Raw genomic sequence first — 22916 nt, 5'->3', positions numbered from 1 at the left:
TGGCAGACCCCACCCGTATCTCCCGCAACCAATCTTTCACCGCCCGCGACTGGTGACCTTGCGCCCCCGTGTATAAGGTATAGGCATTGCGGTAAACGGACAGGAACCCTCCATGCGTTTGTTCAAACTTCTGGCAGCCGGTTGCCTGGCGCTGATTTCGGCCACTGCCATGGCTGAAAATGTCGCTGGCCTTTATCAGGTGCGCGAGCCGGTCAGCGGCCAGGGCGCCGAAGCCCGTACCGCCGCTACCGGCAAAGCCCTGGACACCCTGGTGCTGCGCCTGACCGGCGACCCCAAGGCGGCGCAAAGCCCGGCGCTGGCCGAACTGCGCAAAGACCCGCAGCAAATCATCAACCAGGTAGGCAGCGAAGCCGGCCCGCCAGAATCGGTAGTGGTCGAGTTCGACCCCGGCAGCACCGAGCGGGCCCTGCGCAAGGCTGGCCTGGCACTGTGGGGCAGCAACCGCCCCTCCATTCTCGGATGGTGGCTGAACGACAGCTTCGAAGGTAGCAGCCTGGTCGGTGATGGCCAGGCCAGCGCGCAACCCTTGCGGCGTGCCGCCCAACACCGTGGCTTGCCACTGCGCTTGCCGCTGGCGGACTTGCAGGAGCAACTGGTGGCCGATGCCAAGCAGATCGAAAGCGCTGACCCGGCGCCGCTGCGTGAGGCCGCCAAGCGTTATGGTGCCGATGCGTTGCTGGCGGTGCATGCCCAGGAAGGCGATGGCAAATGGCAGGGCAAATGGCAGCTGTGGCTGGGTGACCAGCGTGAGCAGGGCACTGCCGAGGGCGCCGACCCGGCAGCGCTGGCCGATGCGGTGATGCTGGCGGTCAGTAGCCGCCTGGCACCGCGCTATGTCACACGCCCGGGCGCCAGCAGCCAGTTGCAGGTACAAGTGCAGGGGATGAACCTGCAGCGTTACGCCGAGCTGGCGCGGGTGCTGGAGCCCTATGGGCCACGCCTGCAAATGGCCGAAGGTACTACCCTGACTTACGCCGTAACCGCCAACCGGGAACAGCTGCGTGCCCAGCTTGGCCTAGCCAAGCTACAGGAGCTGCCGGTTGAGCAAACGGCCGCAGCGCCTGCTACGCCCGCAACCACTACCGGCCAGGAGCAAGCGGCCCAGCAGCAACCCGCCCCCAGGCCATTCGACGGCCTGCGATTCCGTTGGTAAGGAGCACTGACATTGACTGACATGCGTCGCTGGATCTGGCTGGGCGCTGCACTGCTCGTAGCCGTGCTGTTGTATAGCTTGCACAACATTCTCACGCCTTTTCTGATCGGTATTCTCCTGGCGTATCTGGCCGACCCGCTGGTTGACTGGCTGGAGGATCGGGGGTTGTCGCGGACCTGGGGTGTAGTGGTGGTGTTCGGCCTGTTCACCCTGCTGTTCATGGCCCTGTTGCTGGTACTGGTGCCAATGCTGGCCAAGCAGCTGGTGCGGTTGTACGAGCTGGCGCCGCAGATGCTCGACTGGCTGCAGCATGTGGCGCTGCCGTGGGTGCAGCATCGGCTGGGTTTGGCCGATGGCTTCTGGAAATTCGACAAGATAAAGGCAGCCATCAGCGAGCACATGGGGCAGACCACCGACATTGTCGGCGTGGTGCTGTCGCAAGCCACCGCCTCGAGCCTGGCATTGATTGCCTGGGTGGCGAACATGGTGCTGATCCCGGTTGTAGGGTTCTATCTGCTACGCGACTGGGACCTGATGATGGCCAAGCTGCGCAGCCTGCTGCCTCGCCAGTATGAACCCCAGGTGGTGGGCCTGGCAGGCGAATGCCATGAAGTGCTGGGGGCATTCGTGCGCGGGCAACTGCTGGTGATGGTTGCCCTGGGCATCATCTATTCGGTGGGGCTGATGCTGGTAGGGCTGGAACTGGGCCTGTTGATCGGCATGATTGCCGGCCTGGCGGCCATCGTGCCGTACATGGGCTTCATCATCGGCATCGGCGCCGCGCTGGTGGCCGGGCTGTTCCAGTTCGGCGGCGAGCTGTACCCGATGCTGGGCATTGTTGCGGTGTTCATGGTCGGGCAGGCGCTGGAAGGCATGGTGCTGACGCCGCTGCTGGTCGGTGACCGCATCGGCCTGCACCCGGTTGCGGTGATCTTCGCCATCCTGGCCGGTGGTGAGCTGTTCGGCTTTACCGGGGTGCTGCTGGCGTTGCCGGTGGCGGCGGTGATCATGGTGCTGCTGCGGCATGTGCATGACGTGTACAAAGAGTCGGACATGTATGCCGGGGATGTTGACCCGGAGTTGTGAGCCCCAGGGCTGCGCTGCGTCCCTTGTAGGAGCGGCCTTGCGTCGCGATGGGCTGCGCAGCAGCCCCAGAATTGTAGCCCCAGCACAAATTGTCGGGGCTGCTGTGCAGCCCATCGCGACGCAAGGCCGCTCCTACAAGGGTGCGCATTGCAGGCGTCTAGCGTGCAACTTGTTGATTTTGCTTGTGCTATCTGCTGCCGAGATTGTGCGTCCCGCGTTGCGGGTATAGACTTTGCACATTGTTCAGCAAAGGCCCCCTGCGGTCCTGTCGACCGCCCGCGAGCATGAAACCACCGATCCAGTTGCCCCTGGGTGTGCGCCTGCGCGATGACGCCACCTTCATCAACTACTATCCGGGCGCCAATGCTGCGGCATTGGGCTACGTCGAGCGGCTATGCGAAGCCGACGCCGGCTGGACCGAGAGCCTTATCTACCTGTGGGGCAAGCAGGGTGTTGGCCGTAGTCACCTGCTGCAGGCTGCCACCCACCGCTTCCAGCAACGCGGCGAGCCCGCGGTCTACCTGCCCCTGGCGCAACTGCTCGATCGGGGCACAGAGCTGCTCGACTACCTGGCCCAGTACGAACTGGTCTGCATCGACGATCTGCACGTGATCGCCGGCAAGGCCGACTGGGAAGAGGCCATGTTCCACCTGTTCAACCGCCTGCGTGACAGCGGCCGACGCCTGTTGCTGGCAGCCTCGGCATCGCCGCGCGAACTGCCGATAAAGCTGCCGGACCTGAAGTCGCGGCTGACGCTGGCCCTGGTGTTCCAGATGCGCGGCCTGTCCGACGAAGACAAGCTGCGTGCCCTGCAATTGCGAGCTTCACGTCGCGGCCTGCACCTCACCGACGAAGTCGGCCACTTCATCCTCACCCGCGGTGCGCGCAGCATGAGTGCGCTGTTCGACCTGCTCGAGCGCCTCGACCAAGCATCGCTGCAGGCACAACGCAAGCTCACCATTCCTTTCCTGAAGGAAACGCTTGGCTGGTAACCCCCTGAAAACCTTGGGCCAGAGCGGCAAAACAAAAAAGTCACATCTTTTTCAATAAAATTTGCAAATGGCCATGATAGAGGGCATAGTTTCCCCCTTCTAAAGGATTACAGACACGGTCGTGCCCATGCTGAAGCGCTTCGCACCCCTCGTGCCACTCGCACTCGTGACCCTGCTTTTTGGCTGCGCGGCCCATGGCCCGGCTTCTCAATCAGAGCAGCAGCCCCAGGCTCACACCCCCATCGCCGCACAGTCGGCTATCAAGGCCAAAGCCTCGTCCTCGTCGGTATTCGGCGAACCGGAAGAGCTCGCCACCGAAGATGACCTGCAGTCCTTCTCCAGCAGCAAGCCTTATCAGCTGCCGGTTCTGGCTGACAGCATTCTAGAGCGTGGCATGTCGTTGATCGGCACCCGCTACCGCTTCGGCGGCACCTCGGAAAAGTCCGGCTTCGACTGCAGTGGTTTCATCGGCTACCTGTTCCGCGAAGAGGCTGGCGTAACCCTGCCGCGCTCCACGCGTGAAATGATCAACGTCGATGCCCCGAAAGTGGCGCGCAACAAACTCAAGCCAGGCGATCTGCTGTTCTTCAGCACCAACGGTCGCGGCCGCGTCAGCCATGCCGGCATCTACCTGGGTGACAACCAGTTCATCCACTCCAGCAGCCGCCGCAGCGGTGGCGTGCGCATCGACAGCCTCGGTGACCGCTACTGGAGCAAGACCTTCATCGAAGCCAAGCGAGCCTTGGCCATGGCGCCGACCAACATCGCGCGCAACTGATGGCCAAATGCTGTACCCTGCGCGGCGGCGATGCTTTGAAAAAAAGTTCGCCGCCGTGCGCATTTACAGAAAGCGTCTAATCTAAATTCTCAACTCTTTTCGGCTGCGGCGCAGCGGTCTAAGACAGGATGTTCTGGCCATGGTAAAGATGGCGCGCTTCGCATTTCTCTCCCTGGCAGCCTTGCTGGCTGCCTGCTCCAGCCGTGCGCCTGCGCCGGCCCCTGTGGTACAGCCGCAGGTTACCTACAGCCAGCCTAGCCCTTCGCCGATAGCCGATGACGTATTGATTCGCGCCATTGGTCTGGTGGGTACCCCATACCGCTGGGGTGGCAACACCCCGGATTCCGGCTTTGATTGCAGCGGCCTGATCAAGTACGTGTACCGTGACGCCGCGGGTATCAGCCTGCCGCGCTCGACGCGGGAGATGATCGTCATGCGCGCGCCGACGGTGGATGCCAGCTCGTTGCAGTCCGGCGATCTGGTGTTCTTCGCCACCAGTGGCGGTTCGCAGGTCAGCCATGCCGGCATCTATGTCGGGGAGGGGCGGTTCGTGCATGCGCCTTCCACTGGCGGTACGGTGCGCCTGGATTACCTGTCCAACAGCTACTGGGCCAAGGCCTACCTGCAGGCCAAACGGGTGATTCCGCAAGGGCACCTGGCGCAGAACCCCTAAGCTGAGGCGGCCCCGGCAACAGTAGTTTTCAGCATCGCTGCTGCGCCTTTTTGTCATCGCCACTGCCGGTGGCATACATCTACCACTCCTGAATCACCGGGCTGCGCCAGCATGCGCGCCCGATTGCCATGGCCTGGAGTGGCGCATGAACCCCATCAAAGAAAAAGTGCTTCGCGGATTGCAGGCGGTGGATGCCGGCCGCCCGCTGGTTGGCCTGGTCGACCATATCCTGAGTGATTACCCTGACCTTTATGCGCTGGCGACTCAGCATGCCGCGCAGATCGTGCGCAAGCACACTGGCAAAGCCATGGACCCGCGGTTTGTCTGGTGGCACCAGTTCAACACCTCAAGTACCAGCCCTAGAACCTTCACCGGCTGGGAGCACAGCGGGCCGCCGCAGAAGTCGATGGTACTGACGGAGCTGGTACTGGAGCGGTTCGACTTGTATTTCCAGGACGCCAGCGATGAGCTAGACCAGCGCGGTGGCTTCTATCTGCAAGGGCCACATGGCATGGCCTTTGATGAACGCAACGAAGTTCGGATGCTGGGCAGCCAGGTTCAGAAGGACCTATGGGCACTGGACTTTGCCACGCTTTACCGCGAACACGTCGAGCGCTTCTGGCAGGGCAATGGCAAGCACTTTTGTGCGTTGGCCAAGGTCAACCTGCTGGGGCAGGGGGCAACGGCTTGGCGTGAGGGCCGCATAACCAGGCTTGATTGGCAGCGCTTGTACCCGTTGGTTTGCGCAAACCTGGCCGAAGGTCAAGTGCCGACACTTGAGCAGTTGCAGCAAGCTGGCAACAGCCCGTTGACGATCAATCGTTATGTATTCGTCGAAGGTGACAGGGGCAGCCTGTTCAGCCTGCATGCACAGGATGGTCGGGTGTTGGCCTACATGCCGTGGGCCGAAGAAGTTTTAAGGGGCTTTGATTCGGAGCTGGCCATGGCCAGCTGGGTGCGGGCGCAGCTGCAGGTGCCAAGCAATTTGGAGGCATTTGTCGTTGGCGCGCACAGCAATCCCCGCGACCGCTCGATCAACCAGTTGCTCAGGGTGCATCTGCAAGGTATTGCCGACAGCCGCTCAGACCAGGCCACAGTGGTCGCCCTGTCATTGTTCAAGCGCGCTCTCAACGGTGATCTGTTTTTCTGGCTGGCCGACCAGGCCATTGCAGAAATGCGCCGCAATGGGCAATTGCTGCAGGATAACGCAAGGTTGCGCAAGGCCATGTACAGTGGCTACCTGTCGGCATTCCTGAATGTGTTTGGTGGCCTTGCGCCGCTGGGCTGGCCGATATCCTTGATGTTGCTTGGCGCGACCATCGACAAGGTGGCACTCGATGTGGATGAAGCTCTGCATGCCAACACGGAACAGGAGCGCAGGGCCGCGCTGCGCACTGCCATGATCGAGAGCATATTTGCAGGGTTGAACATGGTAGACGTCGCCTTTTCGACCAGTTTTGCGTCGTTGGCGTATGAGGCACCGCCTCACGAGGCGCGCGCCAATCTCGAGGATTGGCATCCAGTACAAACGCCCACCCTGGCCGTCGAGGGGCAGGAAAGCAATGCGCTGCACCCAGGCGAGATCGCACAGAGCGGGCGCTTGCGCGGTATTCGGGTCAACCCGGATGGCAGCTGCTGGATCAGCCTCAATGGCCTTGTCTACCGAGTGCGCTATAGCCACGAACTGGGCGTGTGGCTGGTGGTTCCGGCAGACAACCCCTTTGCCTTTGGTGAACTGCAGCCAGTGCGGCTGAATGCAGCCGGTGAATGGGAGCTGTTGGCGCCTCCACGCTTGCTGGGTGGTGCCCCGCTGGAAGGTATGCCCAACAATGCCACGCCATTTTGGGACACGTACACCTCTATCGATGACGTGCAAAGTACCCGGTTGGCCGAGCAAGCCCTTGAGCGCCAGAAGGCGTTGCTGGAAAAGTGGCCGATTGCAGAGTTGGTGAGCGGGCAAGTGCCGGATGTGGATGGGCGAGGGCTAGATTGTGTGAAGGTCGGCGGCCGGCCTTACTATTCCTATCGCTATGGCGATGAGTACTTCAACTCACTGATCGAGTGGTACACCAGTAACGAGTCGACGGTGAACGATGTATTTCGTGTCGGGCGCTATCAGTACGGCGACGAAGACAGCTACATCGACGACCTGGCCGATAGCCTGGAGCTTTTGCCCAAAAGTAACGAAGCCACGTTGTACCGGGGTGGCCATGGATCGCGTGGTACCAGTGGCGAGTACTACCGAAGCGGCCATTTGCGAGTTGGTGATGTGCTGGTCAACACCGACCTGACTTCATTTACCGAGAACCCCTACAAAGTCGCCGAATTTGCCTGCCTGCCTTTTTCTCAAGCGCCGGGCGGCTTACCCGGGTTGTTCGATGACAGCTCGGTGGTGTTCGAATTGGCGGCTGGGCGTTATCGAGGAGCAACGCCGATCAGCGCGTTCTCCATTTACTGGAAAGAGGGTGAGACGCTGTTCTTGCCGGGCAATTATTTCCGTATCGAGGGGCTGGAGCAGGTATCCGGAGAACATTATCGCTTTATCAAGGTGACACTTGGGCAAACCGGTAAGCCTGCCGCTGGGCCGGTGTATGACCTGCGTACTGGTCTGCCGTTCGACGAAGCTGCTTATCGGGCGCAGTTCCGTACGCCAGGGCTGGCTGAGCGCTTCTTTGCATCATGAACGCAGGCCAGCAGACTTATGTAATGCCAAGGGGCTGAGTGGCACATCGAACATTGTCGTTGTCGTTGTCGTTGTCGTTGTCGTTGTCGTTGTCGTTGCTTTTGCTTTTGCTTCTAAGTGCGCGATAGTCCAGGCGACACAAATTGCGACTTCAGTAGGCCGAGCGAAGGGCTTGCGGAGGGAGGTGACGGGCATGGATGCCCGTCAAGCGCTGAGGCCCCATGGATGGGGCCTGCAGCGCGTACTCCCGGGAGCAAGCCCGTAGCGAGGGGACCCCGGAGCGAAGCGCAGGGGCCGGATGACGGGAGCCAGCGTTTTTTGGTTACTTTTTGTCGCGTTTGACAAAAAGTGACCCGCCGTAAGGGCGGAAAGGTGACTAAGCGCCACCTGCGCGAATGAATGTCTACTCAATGTGAATGCCCACGCCTTAGAAGCTCAGAAGCTTAAGCGCCGGTTTTGATAAAGCGAAAACTCCATTTACGATGGCGACGCTCACTCACCTTTTCGCCCTTACGGCGAGTCACTTTTTGTCAGACGCGACAAAAAGTAACCAAAAAACGCTGCGCTCCCGTCATCCGGCCCCTGCGCTGCGCTCCGGGGTCCCCTCACTCCGGCCTTGCTCCCGGGAGTACGCGCTGCAGGCCCCATCCCTGGGGCCTCAGCGCTTGACGGGCATCCATGCCCGTCACCTCCCTCCGCAAGGCCTGCGTTCGGCCTCCTGAAGTCGCGAAGATCAAGATCAAGATCAAGATCAAGATCAAAAGCCAGATCAAAAGCCAGATCAAAAGCCAGATCAAAAGCCAGATCAAAAGCCAGATCAAAAGCCCCCTGATGCCGGCGATGACTCAAGCCTGCTTGAGCAACAACGCAACCCCCGGAAAATACTGCCCCATGTCGTTATGCAACTTGCGGTAGGCATACGGGAAATACCAGGCGATGGCACAGGCGCTGTGCTTCTGCAGGTCATCGACCAGGTCCTGCAGCTCTTCGGGGCTGGCATGCTGGCCAGCCTTCCACGGGCTGACGAACAGCGCCCCGGCCTTCAACTGGCTGGGGTAGGCCACCTGGCGTGCCCGCGCCGCGGTTTCTTGCAGGGCGGTCGCCATGTCCAGCTTGGCGACCTTTGGCCAACGCTGGCTGACGCTGAGGTACAGCACCTCGTCAGCACTGCTGATCGACAGGTCGCAACGCCCTTCATGCTCACCTTCGTCGCGCTGCTTCTTGCCGGCAAACTGCTGCAGGGCTGCCAGTTCAGCCTGCCAGGCTGCTGCTGCCAGCAGCCCGGCATTGGCGGCGGCACCGTGCCAGTAGGGGGCTTCGGCATCGCCGGCAAACTGGTTGAAGCGATCGATGCAATCGACCCAGCGCTCCAGCGCCGGGCTGAGGAACTGCAGGTTGGCGTTGTTGATGATCAGGCCTCGCATGCTGAGCTCTCCTGTTGTGTTTGTGTTGGCATACAGTCGCGAGTAGTGGCTATGTGATATCAGTGTGGCACAGCCTGGCGATTTGGCCATTCAACGAGGGGCTGCTTCGATTGACGCTCCGGGTACAACCCTCTAACCTTCGCGCGTGTTTCAGGTGCCCTGCCAGCCCCGACTGGGCAGGGTGAAACTGGGAAGCCGGTGGGCGCCAGCATGGCGCGATTCCGGCGCTGCCCCCGCAACGGTAAGTGAGTCGCGGCCGCGCAGGGCCACTGGGTGCAAGCACCCGGGAAGGCGCGCAGGCCAGGGCCAAGGCCCGCTCACAAGCCCGGAGACCGGCCTGATATCTGCCAACGGCATCACGGAGGGTGATGCGCGGTGCACCATGGCGCCTTGCCATGGCCCCTGCGCGTTCTCCGTCTGCCTGTCTATTCCCTGCCGCCGCGCCTTGCCGTGGTGTCAGCCTGCGGAGAACCCTGATGAGCGAACCCACAGATCGCGACGAACGCCACCTGGCGCGCATGCAGCGCAAGAAGGCGATCATCGACGAACGTATTGCCAATGCACCCAACGAGTGCGGCCTGCTGCTGGTGCTGACCGGTAATGGCAAGGGCAAGAGCAGCTCGGCCTTCGGCATGCTCGCGCGCGCCCTGGGCCATGGCATGCAGTGCGGTGTGGTGCAGTTCATCAAAGGCCGCAACAGCACCGGAGAAGAGCTGTTCTTCCGCCGCTTCCCCGAGCAGGTGCGCTACCACGTGATGGGCGAGGGTTTTACCTGGGAAACCCAGGACCGCCAGCGCGACATCGCCGCCGCTGAAGCGGCCTGGGCGGTATCGCGCCAGTTGCTGCAGGACCCAAGCGTGCAATTTGTGGTGCTGGATGAACTGAACATCGCCCTCAAGCACGGCTATCTCGAGCTTGACCAGGTGCTGTCCGACATCCAGGCCCGCCCGCCAAAGCAGCATGTGATTGTCACCGGCCGCGCTGCCAAGCCTGAAATGATCGAACTGGCCGACACCGTGACCGAGATGGGCATGCTCAAGCATGCCTTCCAGGCCGGCATCCGCGCACAGAAGGGCGTCGAACTGTGAGCCAGGCGCGCCATTGCCCCGCCGTGCTGATTGCGGCACCCGCTTCGGGCCAGGGCAAGACCACCGTCACTGCCGCACTGGCTCGCCTGCACCGCAACCTCGGGCGCAAGGTGCGGGTGTTCAAGTGTGGGCCGGACTTTCTTGACCCCATGATTCTCGAGCGGGCCAGCGGCGCGCCGGTGTACCAGCTGGACCTGTGGATGATCGGCGCCGAGGAAAGCCGGCGGCTGTTATGGGAAGCGGCTGGCGAGGCCGACCTGATTCTGATCGAAGGCGTGATGGGGTTGTTCGATGGCACCCCCTCCAGCGCCGACCTGGCGCGCCACTTCGGTGTGCCGGTGCTGGCGGTGATCGACGGCACGGCCATGGCCCAGACCTTTGGCGCACTGGCCCTGGGCCTGGCGCGTTACCAGGCCGACCTGCCATTTGCCGGTGTGCTGGCCAACCGGGTGGGCAGCCTGCGCCACGCGCAACTGCTGGAAGGCAGCCTGACCGAAGGCCTGCGCTGGTATGGCGGTTTGTCCCGCGAACGCGGTATCGAACTGCCCAGCCGTCACCTGGGCCTGGTCCAGGCCAGCGAACTGAATGACCTGGATGCCCGCCTGGACGCTGCCGCCGAGGCGCTGGGCGCCAGTTGCGACGCGGCGTTGCCGCCACCGGTAAGCTTTGCCGAACCCGTGCCGCAAGCCTGCGCCGCCTCGTTGGCGGGTGTGCGTATCGGCGTGGCGCGGGACGAGGCGTTCGCCTTTACCTATGGCGCCAACCTCGAGTTGCTGCGCAACCTCGGTGCCCAGCTGGAATTCTTCTCGCCGTTGCACGACCGCGTGCTGCCTGCAGTAGACAGCCTGTACCTGCCGGGCGGCTACCCCGAGCTGCACCATCACGCGCTGGCTGCCAACGCACCGATGTGCGAAGCGATCCGTGCCCACCACGCACAGGGTAAGCCGTTGCTGGCCGAATGCGGCGGTATGTTGTACCTGCTCGATGCCCTGACCGATGTGGCCGGCGAGCGCGCGGAACTGCTGGGCCTGCTGGCGGGCGAGGCAACCATGCAGAAGCGCCTGGCGGCTTTGGCCCTGCAGGCGGTGGAGTTACCGGAAGGCACCCTGCGCGGGCATACCTACCACCATTCGCTGACCAGCACCGCGCTGGAGCCGATCGCCCGCGGCCTGAGCCCCAACGGCGGACGCGGCAATGAAGCCGTGTACCGGCTGGGGCGGCTGACGGCCTCTTACGTGCATTTCTACTTCCCCTCCAACCCGGATGCGGCGGCGGCGCTGTTGCGACCATGAGCGAACACGCTTTCAGCGACGCCGAACGCGCCGCAATCTACCGGGCCATCGGCGAGCGCCGCGACATGCGCCATTTCGCTGGTGGCCACGTGGCGCCGGCGCTGTTGGGCCGCTTGCTGGCTGCCGCGCACCAGGCGCCCAGTGTGGGGCTGATGCAGCCCTGGCGTTTCATCCGCATCACCCAGCGCGACCTGCGCACGCGCATTCAGGCGCTGGTGGAGGCGGAGCGGGTGCGCACCGCCGACGCGTTGGGTGAGCGTTCCGATGCCTTCATGAAACTGAAGGTGGAAGGCATCAACGACTGTGCCGAGCTGCTGGTGGCGGCGTTGATGGACAACCGCGAGCCGCACATCTTCGGCCGCCGCACCCTGCCGGAAATGGACCTGGCCTCGCTGGCCTGTGCCATCCAGAACCTGTGGCTGGCAGCGCGCGGCGAAGGGCTGGGCATGGGCTGGGTGTCGCTGTTCGATCCGCTGCAACTGGCGGCGCTGCTGGGCATGCCCGCCGGCGCCAAGCCGGTGGCGGTACTGTGCCTGGGGCCGGTCACCGAGTTCTACCCGGTGCCGATGCTGGTACAGGAAAACTGGGCCGAAGCGCGGCCCTTGAGCGAAATGCTCTTTGAGAACCAATGGGGAGAGCGTCAATGAGTGTGGCCTTGCTGACTGTGGCCGGGGTGGCGCTGGACGCGTTGCTGGGTGAGCCGCAGCGCCGCCATCCGCTGGTGGCCTTCGGCAACATGGCCGGTAACCTCGAGCGCCGCCTGAATGCCGGCGGCCGCGGTTGGCGCAGCCACGGCGTGAGCGCGTGGTTTCTGGCGGTGGTGCCGCTGACCCTGGTGGCGCTGGTGCTGTCTTGGCTGCCATATATCGGCTGGCTGGTGGATGTGCTGGCGCTGTACTGTGCGGTGGGGCTGCGTAGCCTGGGCGAGCATGTGCTGCCGGTGGCCAATGCCTTGCGCCAAGGCGACCTGGAAGAAGCGCGACGCCGGGTCGCCTTTCTGGTCAGCCGCGAAACCCGCGAGCTGGACGAGCCGGCTGTGGCCCGCGCGGCCACCGAGTCGGTGCTGGAGAACGGCAGCGATGCGGTGTTTGCCGCGCTGTTCTGGTTCGCGGTGGCCGGTGCGCCTGGCGTGGTGCTCTACCGCCTGAGCAATACCCTGGATGCCATGTGGGGTTACCGCAACGAACGTTTCGAGCGCTTCGGCTGGTGCGCGGCACGCATCGACGACGTGCTCAACTATATTCCCGCAAGGCTGGTGGCGCTGACTTATGCGCTGCTGGGCAAGACTCGCCTGGCGCTGGCCTGCTGGCGCAAGCAGGGCCCGCTGTGGGACAGCCCAAATGCCGGGCCAGTGATGGCTGCCGGCGCTGGCGCGCTGGGCGTTGAACTTGGCGGCCCTGCGGTGTACCACGGCGAGTTGCATGAGCGGCCGCGCCTGGGGGAGGGGCCGGTGGCTGATGCCGATGCGATCGAGGGCGGCTGGGGGCTGGTGCAGCGCGGCGTCTGGCTGTGGCTGCTGGTGATTTGCCTGGGGGCCTATCTCAATGCTTGAACACGGGGGTCGCCTGCTACGCGCGGTGCGGCAATATGGTATCGCTCGTGAGCAGTGGCTCGACCTGTCCAGCGGCATCGCGCCCTGGTCATTCCCGATCCCGCCGATCCCCGTGGACGCCTGGGCGCGCCTGCCGGAGACTGAAGACGGTCTTGAAGACGCTGCCCGCACCTATTATGGCGCCAGGCAACTGTTGCCAGTGGCCGGTTCCCAAGCCGCGATCCAGGCTTTGCCGCTGTTGCGCGCAGCCGGCCGGGTAGGGGTGCTGGCCCCGTGCTATGCCGAGCACCCTTATGCCTGGCAACGGGCAGGGCATCAGTTGGTGGAGCTGGATGAAGCGCAGGTCGAGGCGACGCTCGACAACCTTGATGTGCTGGTGCTGGTCAACCCCAACAACCCCACCGGTCGCCGCGTGCCGCGTGAGCGCCTGCTGGCCTGGCATGCACGCCTGGCTGCCCGCGGTGGCTGGCTGCTGGTCGATGAAGCGTTCATGGACAACACCCCGGCACACAGTGTGGTGGATTACGCCGAGCGCCCGGGGTTGATCGTACTGCGCTCGTTCGGCAAGTTCTTCGGCCTGGCCGGGGTGCGCCTGGGCTTCGTTGTTGCCGAGCACAGCCTGCTGCTGCGCCTGGCCGAGTTGCTTGGCCCGTGGACGGTGAACGGCCCGACCCGGGTACTGGCGCAGGCCAGCCTGGCGGATCAAGCCACCCAATCCGTGCAAACCGAGCGCTGCGCCGCCGCCAGCCAGCGGCTCGCGGCAGTGCTGCGCGGCGCTGGCCTTGCGCCCAGTGGTGGCTGTGACCTGTTCCAGTACGTGCGCAACGGGCGCGCCGCCCAGCTGCATGACTTTCTCGCCCGGCGCGGCATCCTGGTTCGCTTGTTCGAACACCCGGCAGCGGTGCGTCTGGGGCTGCCGGCTTGCGAAGCGGACGAACAGCGCCTGGCGCTGGCCTTGGCGGACTATCAAAAGGAAACGGCATGACCACCCTCATGGTGCAAGGCACCACCTCCGACGCCGGCAAGAGCACGCTGGTGACTGCGTTGTGCCGCTGGCTGTTGCGCCAGGGCGTCGGCGTGGTGCCTTTCAAGCCGCAGAACATGGCGCTGAACAGCGCGGTAACGGCCGATGGCGGTGAAATCGGCCGTGCTCAGGCGGTACAGGCCCAGGCCTGCCGGCTGGCGCCGCACACCGACATGAACCCGGTGCTGCTCAAGCCCAACAGCGACACCGGCGCCCAGGTGATCATCCATGGCCGCGCCGTCACCAGCATGAACGCGGTGGCCTACCACGACTACAAGGCCATCGCCATGCAGGCGGTGCTGGCTTCGCACCAGCGCCTGAGCGCTGCCTGGCCGGTGGTGATGGTCGAGGGGGCCGGGTCGCCTGCGGAGATCAACCTGCGTGCCGGCGACATTGCCAACATGGGGTTCGCCGAGGCGGTCGACTGCCCGGTGATCCTGGTCGCCGATATCAACCGAGGCGGCGTGTTCGCCCATCTGGTGGGCACGCTGGAGTTGCTGTCGGCCAGTGAGCAGGCGCGGGTCAAAGGTTTTGTCATCAACCGCTTCCGCGGCGACATTGCGCTGCTGCAACCGGGGCTGGACTGGCTGGAGGCGCGCACCGGCAAACCGGTGCTCGGCGTACTGCCGTATGTCACCGACCTGCACCTGGAAGCCGAAGACGGCATCGATGTGCGCCAGGGCGCCAAGCATGAGCGGGTGCTCAAGGTGATCGTGCCGGTGCTGCCACGCATCAGCAACCACACCGACTTCGACCCGCTGCGCCTGCACCCGCAGGTGGACCTGCAGTTCATCGGCCCCGGCCAGCCGATTCCGGCTGCCGACCTGATTATCCTGCCGGGCTCCAAGAGCGTGCGCGGCGATCTGGCACAGCTGCGTGAGCGTGGCTGGGACAAGGCCATCGAGCGGCACCTGCGCTATGGCGGCAAGCTGATCGGCATTTGCGGCGGCCTGCAGATGCTCGGCCACCAGGTGCATGACCCGCTGGGTCTTGAAGGGGCCGCCGGCTCAAGCCCTGGGCTTGGCCTGCTCGACTATGCCACGGTGCTGAAAGCCGAGAAGCAGTTGCGTAACGTTGCCGGGACGCTGAGCCTTGAAGCATCGGCGGTTACCGGTTACGAGATCCATGCCGGGGTCACTACTGGCCCGGCCCTGGAGCAGCCTGCCGTGCAATTGTCCGATGGTCGTTGCGACGGTGCCATCAGTGCCGACGGGCAGGTGCTGGCCACCTACCTGCATGGCTTGTTCGAAGGTAGCCAGTCGTGCGCAGCCTTGTTGCGCTGGGCTGGGCTGGAGGATGTGCAGGTGATTGATTACGAGGCCCTGCGCGAACGCGACATCGAGCGCCTGGCTGACCTGGTGGAAAAACACCTCGACACCGCGCTTCTGCGCCAACTGTGCGGGGTGGCCTGACATGCGCAACCTGATCCTCGGCGGCGCCCGCTCGGGCAAGAGCCGCCTGGCCGAGCAGTTGGCCAGTGCCAGCGGCTTACCTGTGACCTACATCGCAACCAGCCAGCCGCTGGATGGTGAAATGAATGAACGCGTGCTGCTGCATCGCCAGCGTCGCCCGGCTGAGTGGGGATTGATTGAAGAGCCCCTGACGCTGGCATCGGTGTTACGCGCCGAAGCGGCGCCAGGGCGCTGCCTGTTGGTGGATTGCCTGACCCTGTGGTTGACCAACCTGCTGATGCTTGAAGACGAGCAGCGTTTGACGCACGAGCGTGATGCCCTGCTGGACTGCCTGGAGCAGTTGCCGGGCACGGTGATTCTGGTCAGTAACGAAACGGGTCTGGGTGTAGTGCCGATGGGCGAGTTGACCCGGCGCTACGTCGACCTGGCAGGGTGGTTGCACCAGGCTATGGCTGAACGCTGTCAGCGGGTGGTGTTGACGGTGGCGGGGTTGCCGTTGGTGCTGAAAGGGGAGGGGTTGTGAGGGTGGAGGGGAGATTGTGTGTGGGCTGGGAGGTGCTTGGCTTGAGTTCTTGGGTGTCTGTGAGATCGAGCGCCGCCCGCGCGGCGCTTCGCGGCACAAGGCCGCTCCCACATTTGTTTCGGGCCAGTCCCTCCTGTGCCAGGCGCGCGCGACCGCCTTGTTTGTAGGACGCGATATCGAGCCATGCGCCAAGGCGTTCGCGCGCGAATCCCACAGGAATAACTGGCCCGAAACAAATGTGGGAGCGGCCTTGTGCCGCGAAGCGCCGCGCGGGCGGCGCTCGATCTCGCAGGCGCTGAACACCTCCCGGCGAACACCTCTCAACCCAACATCTCCCACCCCCAACCCACCCTTTCTCAACCCCAAAAAGGCCCATCGACCATGACCCAACCCTGGTGGCAAACCCCCTGCCAACCCCTCGACAACGCCGCCATGGCCCTGGCCCGCGCCCGTCAGCAGCAACTGACCAAACCAGCCGGCTCGCTGGGCCAGCTGGAAGGCCTGGCCATTCAGCTGGCCGGCATGCAGGGGCAAGAGCGCCCCGCCCTCGATAACACCGCGATCACCCTTTTTGCCGGTGACCATGGCGTGGTCGAAGAAGGCATTTCGGCCTACCCGCAGGCCGTTACCGGACAGATGCTGCGCAACTTCGTCGGCGGCGGTGCTGCGATCAGCGTGCTGGCGCGGCAGCTGCAGGCCAGCCTGGAAGTGGTCGACCTTGGCACCATCGACCTGCAACTGGAGCTGCCTGGCGTGCGTCATCTGCGCCTGGGCGCTGGCACCGCCAACTTTGCCCGCCAGCCAGCGCTGACCGAGCACCAGCTTCAAGCTGCCTTGCAGGCCGGCCGCGACAGCGCCTTGCGTGCAGCAGAGCAAGGCGCGCAGTTGTTCATCGGTGGTGAGATGGGCATTGGCAACACCACGGCCGCCGCTGCCTTGGCCAGCGTCCTGCTGGGTTGCCCGGCGGCAGAACTGAGCGGGCCGGGCACCGGCCTGGACAACGCCGGGGTGCGGCACAAGGCGGAGGTCATCGAGCAGGCGCTACGCCTGCATGGTCTGAGTGCCGAGCAACCGTTGCAGGCCTTGGGCTGTGTGGGCGGTTTCGAAATTGCGGCGTTGGCGGGTGCCTATATCGGTTGCGCACAGGCGGGCGTCGCGGTACTGGTCGATGGCTTCATCTGTAGCGTTGCCGCGCTGGTGGCGGTACGCCTTAACCCGCAGTGCCGGGCCTGGCTGCTGTTCGCCCATCAAGGTGCCGAGCCAGGGCACAAGGCCTTGCTCGCTGCGCTGCAGGCCGAGCCGTTGCTGGCCTTGGGCTTGCGCCTGGGCGAGGGCAGTGGTGCTGCCCTGGCGGTGCCACTGTTGCGCTTGGCCTGTGCGCTGCATGGGCAGATGGCGACCTTTGCCGAGGCTGCAGTGGCGGACCGCCCGGAATGATCCTCGACCTGCTGCGCCATGGGGAAACGGAGCAGGGCGGCCTGCGTGGCAGCCTGGACGATGCCCTGACCGACAAGGGCTGGGCACAAATGCGCAGTGCCGTGGCCGAGGCCGGCCCGTGGCAGGTGCTGGTCAGCTCGCCGCTGCAGCGCTGTGGGCGGTTTGCCGATGAGCTGGGGGCACGGTTGAAGCTGCCGGTACAGCGTGAGCCCGCCTTGCAGGAGTTGCATTTTGGCGATTGGGAGGGCCGTAGCGCTGCCCAGATCATGGAGGACCAGGCGGACGCCCTAGGGCTCTTCTGGGCGGACCCTTACGCCTTCACGCCCCCCAATGGCGAGCCGGTCGAAGTGTTCGCCGATCGGGTGCTGGCGGCTGTCGAACGTTTGCGCCTGCAGCATGCCGGCAAACACGTGCTGTTGGTCACCCACGGCGGCGTGATGCGGCTTTTGCTGGCCCGCGCTCGTGGCTTGCCCAGGGAACAACTGCTGCAGGTCGAAGTCGGGCACGGCGCATTGATGCGGCTGGTGGCGGGTGACGACGGGCAGCTGATCGAGGAGCACTGAGATGTTGCCGTTCTGGATTGCCTTACAGTTTCTAAGCAGCCTGCCGGTGAGCCTGCCGGGTATGCCGGCACCGCGTGAGGTGGGGCGTTCGCTGCTGTACTACCCGCTGGTCGGGCTGCTGTTCGGCCTGCTGTTGTGGCTGGCCAGCCACCTGCTGCAAGGTACGCCCGCAGCATTGCAGGCGGCGTTACTGCTGACGCTGTGGGTGCTGCTCAGCGGCGCCTTGCACCTGGATGGGCTGGCGGACAGTGCGGATGCCTGGCTGGGAGGTTTCGGCGACCGTGAGCGCACCTTGAGCATCATGAAGGACCCTCGCAGCGGGCCGATTGCCGTGGTGACCCTGGTGCTGGTGCTGCTGTTGAAATTCTGTGCCTTGTGGGTGCTGGTTGAACGGGGCATTGGGGCGCAGTGGCTGTTGGCACCGCTGATCGGGCGGGCAGCGATGCTGGGCTTGTTTCTCTGCACCCCTTATGTGCGGCCAGGTGGCCTGGGCCAGGCGCTGGCCGAGCATCTGCCTCGGCGAGCAGCCGGGTGGGTGTTGTCAGCCTGTGCGCTGCTCTGCCTGTTACTGGGCGGGTGGGTGGTGTTGCTGGCGCTGGTGGTGTTTGCCTGGTTGCGGCAGCTGATGTGCCGGCGCCTGGGCGGGACTACCGGGGATACGGCTGGCGCATTGCTGGAACTGCTGGAACTGGCCGTGGTGCTGGGGTTGGCATTGGGGGTTTGAAACTTGCGCGATCGCAGAGCTTACCGAATACCTGTAGGAGCGGCTTTAGCCGCGAACACCGGCAACGCCGGTGCCAGGCATCGCCAGCAATTTCCTGAAATCAATCATGATCAGCCGATACCTTTCAGCTGGCCTATGCTCGTTGGCTTCGCTAATAAGCGGCGAGTTTCTGATTATGCGTCAATTCATCCTCACTGCCTTGCTGATGGTCATCGGGGCCGGCGCCACAGCTGCCGATCTCATGGCTTTCTGGGACACCCCTCGTCACGGCGGCAACAGCTTCAACCGGTTGCCGCCTGACCAAGCCTATTTCGATGCCTTGAGCGGCTATGGTGCGACCTGGGTGCGGCTTTCCTACGACAAATGGCAACCGGCGGACCGTGATTTCCTTCTCGGCAACGCCGATGCCTATGACGGCCTGCCCGATGCCGACCTGGCCACGCTGCGCGTTACCCTCGACCGTGCCCATCAGGCCGGGCTCAAGGTGGTCATTGCGCCACTTTCGCTCCCGGGCATGCGCTGGTCGCAAAACAATCAGGGCCAGTTCGATGACCGTTTGTGGCAGGACAAGCGCTATTGGTTGCAGGCTGCGGGCTTCTGGCGGGACATGGCGCGTGAACTGAAAGGGCACCCGGCCATTGCTGCCTACAACCTGATCAATGAGCCGGCGCCGGAAAAACAGAGCGACCTGGCCGAGCATGCCGACCTTGGGCAGATGCAGCAGTGGTATGCGCGCGAACAGGGCGGTGCGCGTGATCTGCCTGCGCTGTATCGGCAACTGATAGCGGCCATTCGTGAGCAGGATGCCGACACGCCTATCATGGTCGATGCTGGCTGGTTCGCAGCTGCGGATGCCTTTGGATACTGGCCTGCACCCTTGAACGATCCGCGGGTGCTGTACAGCGTGCATATGTACGAGCCCTATCTGGTGACTAGCGCGCCCAACATGTCGCGCAAGCAACCCATCGCCTATCCCGGCCCCGCGCCCTTCGCCGGGCAAACGCAGCAGTGGGATGGACTACGCGTAGGGCAGTATCTGCAGCAACCGCTGGAGTGGGCTGATGCCATGAACGTGCCGCGCTCACGCCTGGTAGTGGGTGAGTTTGGCTGCATGCGCCGGTTGCCGGGCTGCCGCCAGTACCTGGAGGACGTGCTCAGGGTGATGGAGCGCAACCTGTTGCACTGGGCGTTTTACAGCTTTCGCGAAGACAACTGGGACGGCATGGATTACGAACTGGGTTCGGCCAAGGTGCCGTGGCGCTACTGGCAGGCTAGCGAGCAAGGCGCCCCCGACCCGCTGGCACGCAAGGCCACATTGGAATTCGAACCGATCCGTCGACGCTTGAGCCCCGATTGAAGCGCCCCATCACCCGTGAAATTTGTTGCAACACTTACGGTGCGGGTATATACACGTATCCATGCTGACCAGTGAATGTATCTGTACCCATCTACGTCGAGCCGCCCGTGGGGTGAGCCGGCATTACGACGAGGCCCTTGCCGGCTTCGGGGTGAATGTTGCGCAGTTTTCCTTGCTTCGGCACCTGCAGCGGCTCGACCGCCCCAGCATCACCACCCTGGCCGAGGCCATGGGCCTGGAGCGCAGTACTCTGGGCCGCAACCTGCGGGTACTTGAGGCCGAAGGGCTGGTGGCGTTGGCCGATGGTGATGACCAGCGCAACCGCGTTGTGCTGTTGACCGAGTCAGGTACGCAACTGCTACAGGCGGCTTACCCTGCCTGGGAACAGGCGCAAGCGGAATTGGTGGAGCGGCTGGGGGTAGGGCCGCGCGATGAACTGGTGCGCTTGTTGGGCCAATTGGCCTGAATTTATACGACTATAAGCGGGTATATACCCGTAAAAACCTTGCGATGTGCTGGAGATAACGACAATGACTTCGGTGTGGCGAACCAGCGGGTGGGTATTGGTAGGGGCGGCGTTGATCCTGGCGCTGTCCCTGGGTGTGCGGCACGGTTTCGGCCTGTTCCTGGCGCCCATGAGCGCTGATTTTGGTTGGGGCCGTGAGGTGTTTGCCTTCGCCATCGCCTTGCAGAACCTGATCTGGGGGCTTGCGCAACCGTTCGCTGGCGCTTTGGCCGACCGCCTGGGGGCGGCGCGGGTGGTGATCATCGGGGGTATTCTTTACGCCGTCGGCTTGATTCTGATGGGCATGGCCGACTCGGCCTGGTCGCTGTCGCTGAGCGCGGGCTTGCTGATTGGCATCGGCCTGTCCGGCACTTCGTTCTCGGTCATTCTTGGTGTGGTCGGCCGGGCGGTGCCTGCCGAGAAGCGCAGCATGGCCATGGGCATCGCCAGTGCTGCCGGTTCGTTCGGCCAGTTCGCCATGTTGCCAGGCACCCTTGGCCTGATCCAGTGGCTGGGCTGGTCGACAGCGTTGCTGGTACTGGGGGTGATGGTGGCGTTCATCGTGCCTTTCGTGGGTATGCTGCGCGACCGCCCGTTACCCAGCCATGGCGCCGAACAAACACTCGGCCAGGCGTTGCGCGAGGCGTGCTCGCACTCCGGTTTCTGGCTACTGGCGCTGGGCTTCTTTGTCTGTGGTTTTCAGGTCGTGTTCATCGGTGTGCACCTGCCGGCCTACCTGGTCGACCAGCACCTGGCCGCGACCACTGGTACTACGGTGTTGGCGCTGGTGGGGCTGTTCAACATCGTCGGTACCTTCACCGCGGGTTGGCTGGGCGGGCGCATGTCCAAGCCGCGCCTGCTGACCGCGCTGTACCTGCTGCGGGCGGTGGTCATCGTGTTGTTCCTGTGGGCGCCGGTGAGCCAGTTCAGTGCCTACCTGTTCGGCATCGCGATGGGCCTGTTGTGGTTGTCCACGGTGCCGTTGACCAATGGCACCGTTGCCACTGTGTTTGGCGTGCGCAATCTGTCGATGCTGGGTGGGATCGTATTCCTGTTCCATCAGTTGGGTGCGTTTCTGGGGGGCTGGCTGGGCGGTGTGGTGTATGACCGCACTGGCAGCTACGACCTGGTCTGGCAGATTTCCATCCTGCTCAGCCTGCTGGCCGCGGCCCTCAACTGGCCGGTGCGCGAGCGCCCGGTTGCCCGCCTGCAGGCCCAAGCCGCATGAACCGCTATTTGGCCCGCGGCCTGCTGGCGGTTGCCGCGCTGTTGCTGCTGGCGCTGGTGTGGTGGGGGTGGCACCAAGGCGGTATGGCGTTGATGCAACTGGGCATGAGTGTTTGTTAGGCGCTACCCTGCAAGCTCAAGGATTGTCATGCGGGAGAAAACTGACATGCGTGCACATTGGTTGACGGTGCCGGTGCTGGCCTTGCTTGCCAGCGCATCGAGCTGGGCTGCCGACTGCCCTGCGTTGTTGCAGGGCAGTTTGCCGGAGTTGCGCGGCAAGGGGCAGGTCGAACTGTGCGAGCGGTTTGCCGGCAAGCCGCTGGTGGTGGTGAACACCGCCAGCTATTGCGGTTTTGCGCCACAGTTCGAGGGGCTGGAGGCGACCTACAAGGAGTATCACGAGCAGGGCCTGGAAATGCTGGGTGTGCCGTCCAATGACTTCAAGCAGGAAGACGCCGATAGCGAGAAGACGGCCAAGGTCTGCTATGCCAATTATGGTGTTACTTTCACCATGACCAAGACGCAGGCGGTGCGGGGCAAGGATGCGATACCGTTGTTTGCCGAGCTGGCTAGCCAGAGCAGTGCGCCGAAGTGGAATTTCTACAAGTATGTTGTTGATCGCAAGGGCAAGGTGATCGGTAACTTCTCCAGCCTGACCAAACCGGATGATCCGGAGTTCCGGGCAGCTATTGAAAAGGCCATCGCCTCGCAGCAGTAACCTGGCTGCCGCTGTTGGTTGCTCTTGCTCTGGCTCTGGCTCTTGCCGTTGCTTTTGCTTCAAAGCGCGCGGTAGTTCAGGCGACGCAAATTGCGACTTCAGGAGGCCGAGCGAAGGGCTTGCGGAGGGAGGTGACGGGCATGGATGCCCGTCAAGCGCTGAGGCCCCATGGATGGGGCCTGCAGCGCGTACTCCCGGGAGCAAGCCCGTAGCGAGGGAACCCCGGAGCGCAGCGCAGGGGCCGGATGACGGGAGCCAGCGTTTTTTGGTTACTTTTTGTCGCGTTTGACAAAAAGTGACCCGCCGTAAGGGCGGAAAGGTGACTAAGCGCCACCTGCGCGAATGAATGTTTACTCGATGTGAGTGCCCACGGCTCAGAAGCTCAGAAGCTCAGAAGCTCAGAAGCTCAGAAGCTCAGAAGCTCAGAAGCTTAAGCGCCGGTTTTGATAAAGCGAAAAGTCCATTTGCGATGGCGACGCTTACTCACCTTTTCGCCCTTACGGCGAGTCACTTTTTGTCAGACGCGACAAAAAGTAACCAAAAAACGCTGCGCTCCCGTCATCCGGCCCCTACGCTTCGCTTCGGGGTCCCCTCGCTACGGGCTTGCTCCCGGGAGTACGCGCTGCAGGCCCCATCCATGGGGCCTCAGCGCTTGACGGGCATCCATGCCCGTCACCTCCCTCC

General features: G+C 63.6%; 22 protein-coding genes and 1 riboswitch. Of the genes, 21 read left to right on the top strand and 1 reads right to left on the bottom strand.

Annotation, left to right across the window (positions count from 1 at the left end; translation table 11 throughout):
- The first annotated feature begins 112 nt into the window (after window positions 1-112).
- The 6 genes from ACIP02_RS24660 to ACIP02_RS24635 all read left to right on the top strand — a co-directional run bounded on the left by ACIP02_RS24660 (window position 113) and on the right by ACIP02_RS24635 (window position 7386).
- Entirely contained in the window at window positions 113-1174 is a 1062-nt protein-coding gene (locus ACIP02_RS24660; protein WP_400621894.1) for a DUF2066 domain-containing protein, read from the top strand.
- A gap of 12 nt (window positions 1175-1186) precedes the next feature.
- Window positions 1187-2260, top strand: a complete 1074-nt coding sequence (locus ACIP02_RS24655; RefSeq protein ID WP_400621892.1) for an AI-2E family transporter — start codon at window positions 1187-1189, stop codon at window positions 2258-2260.
- 284 nt (window positions 2261-2544) lie between these two features.
- Entirely contained in the window at window positions 2545-3252 is a 708-nt protein-coding gene (gene hda / locus ACIP02_RS24650) for a DnaA regulatory inactivator Hda (RefSeq protein ID WP_400621889.1), read from the top strand.
- A 127-nt stretch (window positions 3253-3379) separates the two neighbouring features.
- The gene (locus tag ACIP02_RS24645) at window positions 3380-4030 is read left to right on the top strand and encodes a C40 family peptidase (RefSeq protein ID WP_400621886.1); all 651 of its coding nucleotides are present in this window, start codon (window positions 3380-3382) and stop codon (window positions 4028-4030) included.
- A 139-nt stretch (window positions 4031-4169) separates the two neighbouring features.
- The gene (locus ACIP02_RS24640) at window positions 4170-4703 is read left to right on the top strand and encodes a C40 family peptidase (protein WP_400621883.1); all 534 of its coding nucleotides are present in this window, start codon (window positions 4170-4172) and stop codon (window positions 4701-4703) included.
- 145 nt (window positions 4704-4848) lie between these two features.
- Window positions 4849-7386: a dermonecrotic toxin domain-containing protein gene (locus ACIP02_RS24635; RefSeq protein ID WP_400621880.1), complete on the top strand. Its 2538-nt coding sequence runs from the start codon at window positions 4849-4851 to the stop codon at window positions 7384-7386.
- Between the two features lie 845 nt (window positions 7387-8231).
- Here ACIP02_RS24635 and ACIP02_RS24630 read toward each other — a convergent pair.
- Entirely contained in the window at window positions 8232-8810 is a 579-nt protein-coding gene (locus tag ACIP02_RS24630; protein WP_400621877.1) for a hypothetical protein, read from the bottom strand.
- Window positions 8811-8945: 135 nt separating this feature from the next.
- Window positions 8946-9166: riboswitch (cobalamin riboswitch) on the top strand.
- Between the two features lie 120 nt (window positions 9167-9286).
- Between ACIP02_RS24630 and cobO the strand changes: the two genes are divergently transcribed.
- From cobO to ACIP02_RS24555, 15 genes are all read left to right on the top strand, one after another.
- Entirely contained in the window at window positions 9287-9898 is a 612-nt protein-coding gene (gene cobO, locus ACIP02_RS24625) for a cob(I)yrinic acid a,c-diamide adenosyltransferase (RefSeq protein WP_400621874.1), read from the top strand.
- A complete protein-coding gene (locus tag ACIP02_RS24620; RefSeq protein WP_400621872.1) occupies window positions 9895-11190 on the top strand; it encodes a cobyrinate a,c-diamide synthase in 1296 nt (431 codons plus the stop codon). Before cobO ends, ACIP02_RS24620 begins: the two co-directional genes overlap by 4 nt.
- Window positions 11187-11837: a 5,6-dimethylbenzimidazole synthase gene (gene bluB / locus ACIP02_RS24615; protein WP_400621870.1), complete on the top strand. Its 651-nt coding sequence runs from the start codon at window positions 11187-11189 to the stop codon at window positions 11835-11837. The genes ACIP02_RS24620 and bluB overlap by 4 nt, the downstream gene beginning before the upstream one ends.
- Window positions 11834-12742: an adenosylcobinamide-phosphate synthase CbiB gene (gene cbiB / locus ACIP02_RS24610; protein ID WP_400621868.1), complete on the top strand. Its 909-nt coding sequence runs from the start codon at window positions 11834-11836 to the stop codon at window positions 12740-12742. The genes bluB and cbiB overlap by 4 nt, the downstream gene beginning before the upstream one ends.
- Complete coding sequence (gene cobD / locus ACIP02_RS24605; RefSeq protein WP_400621865.1) at window positions 12735-13727, top strand: threonine-phosphate decarboxylase CobD; 993 nt, start codon at window positions 12735-12737, stop codon at window positions 13725-13727. The genes cbiB and cobD overlap by 8 nt, the downstream gene beginning before the upstream one ends.
- Entirely contained in the window at window positions 13724-15178 is a 1455-nt protein-coding gene (locus tag ACIP02_RS24600) for a cobyric acid synthase (RefSeq protein WP_400621862.1), read from the top strand. Before cobD ends, ACIP02_RS24600 begins: the two co-directional genes overlap by 4 nt.
- 1 nt (window position 15179) lies before the next feature.
- Window positions 15180-15701 (top strand): bifunctional adenosylcobinamide kinase/adenosylcobinamide-phosphate guanylyltransferase, encoded by a 522-nt coding sequence (cobU, locus tag ACIP02_RS24595; protein ID WP_400621859.1) that lies wholly within the window; start codon window positions 15180-15182, stop codon window positions 15699-15701.
- Window positions 15702-16082: 381 nt separating this feature from the next.
- Window positions 16083-17138: a nicotinate-nucleotide--dimethylbenzimidazole phosphoribosyltransferase gene (gene cobT, locus ACIP02_RS24590; RefSeq protein ID WP_400621856.1), complete on the top strand. Its 1056-nt coding sequence runs from the start codon at window positions 16083-16085 to the stop codon at window positions 17136-17138.
- Window positions 17135-17701 (top strand): histidine phosphatase family protein, encoded by a 567-nt coding sequence (locus ACIP02_RS24585; protein ID WP_400621853.1) that lies wholly within the window; start codon window positions 17135-17137, stop codon window positions 17699-17701. Before cobT ends, ACIP02_RS24585 begins: the two co-directional genes overlap by 4 nt.
- 1 nt (window position 17702) lies before the next feature.
- Window positions 17703-18425 carry an adenosylcobinamide-GDP ribazoletransferase gene (locus tag ACIP02_RS24580; protein ID WP_400621850.1) on the top strand — a complete coding sequence of 241 codons (723 nt, stop codon included), beginning with the start codon at window positions 17703-17705 and terminating at the stop codon, window positions 18423-18425.
- Between the two features lie 241 nt (window positions 18426-18666).
- Window positions 18667-19782 carry a glycoside hydrolase family 5 protein gene (locus tag ACIP02_RS24575; RefSeq protein ID WP_400622032.1) on the top strand — a complete coding sequence of 372 codons (1116 nt, stop codon included), beginning with the start codon at window positions 18667-18669 and terminating at the stop codon, window positions 19780-19782.
- Window positions 19783-19843: 61 nt separating this feature from the next.
- Complete coding sequence (locus tag ACIP02_RS24570) at window positions 19844-20248, top strand: MarR family winged helix-turn-helix transcriptional regulator (protein ID WP_201207822.1); 405 nt, start codon at window positions 19844-19846, stop codon at window positions 20246-20248.
- 64 nt (window positions 20249-20312) lie between these two features.
- Window positions 20313-21515, top strand: coding sequence for an MFS transporter (locus ACIP02_RS24565; protein WP_400621846.1), 1203 nt, complete (start codon window positions 20313-20315; stop codon window positions 21513-21515).
- Window positions 21512-21634 (top strand): hypothetical protein, encoded by a 123-nt coding sequence (locus ACIP02_RS24560; protein ID WP_268934213.1) that lies wholly within the window; start codon window positions 21512-21514, stop codon window positions 21632-21634. The genes ACIP02_RS24565 and ACIP02_RS24560 overlap by 4 nt, the downstream gene beginning before the upstream one ends.
- Window positions 21635-21680: 46 nt before the next feature.
- A complete protein-coding gene (locus ACIP02_RS24555; RefSeq protein ID WP_400621843.1) occupies window positions 21681-22232 on the top strand; it encodes a glutathione peroxidase in 552 nt (183 codons plus the stop codon).
- The last annotated feature ends 684 nt before the right edge of the window (window positions 22233-22916 follow it).

The sequence above is a fragment of the Pseudomonas sp. NPDC089408 genome (assembly GCF_044749445.1).
GTDB lineage: Bacteria > Pseudomonadota > Gammaproteobacteria > Pseudomonadales > Pseudomonadaceae > Aquipseudomonas.
Note: the sequence above shows the minus strand (reverse complement) of the source record. Positions and strands in the feature narration are given on the sequence as shown.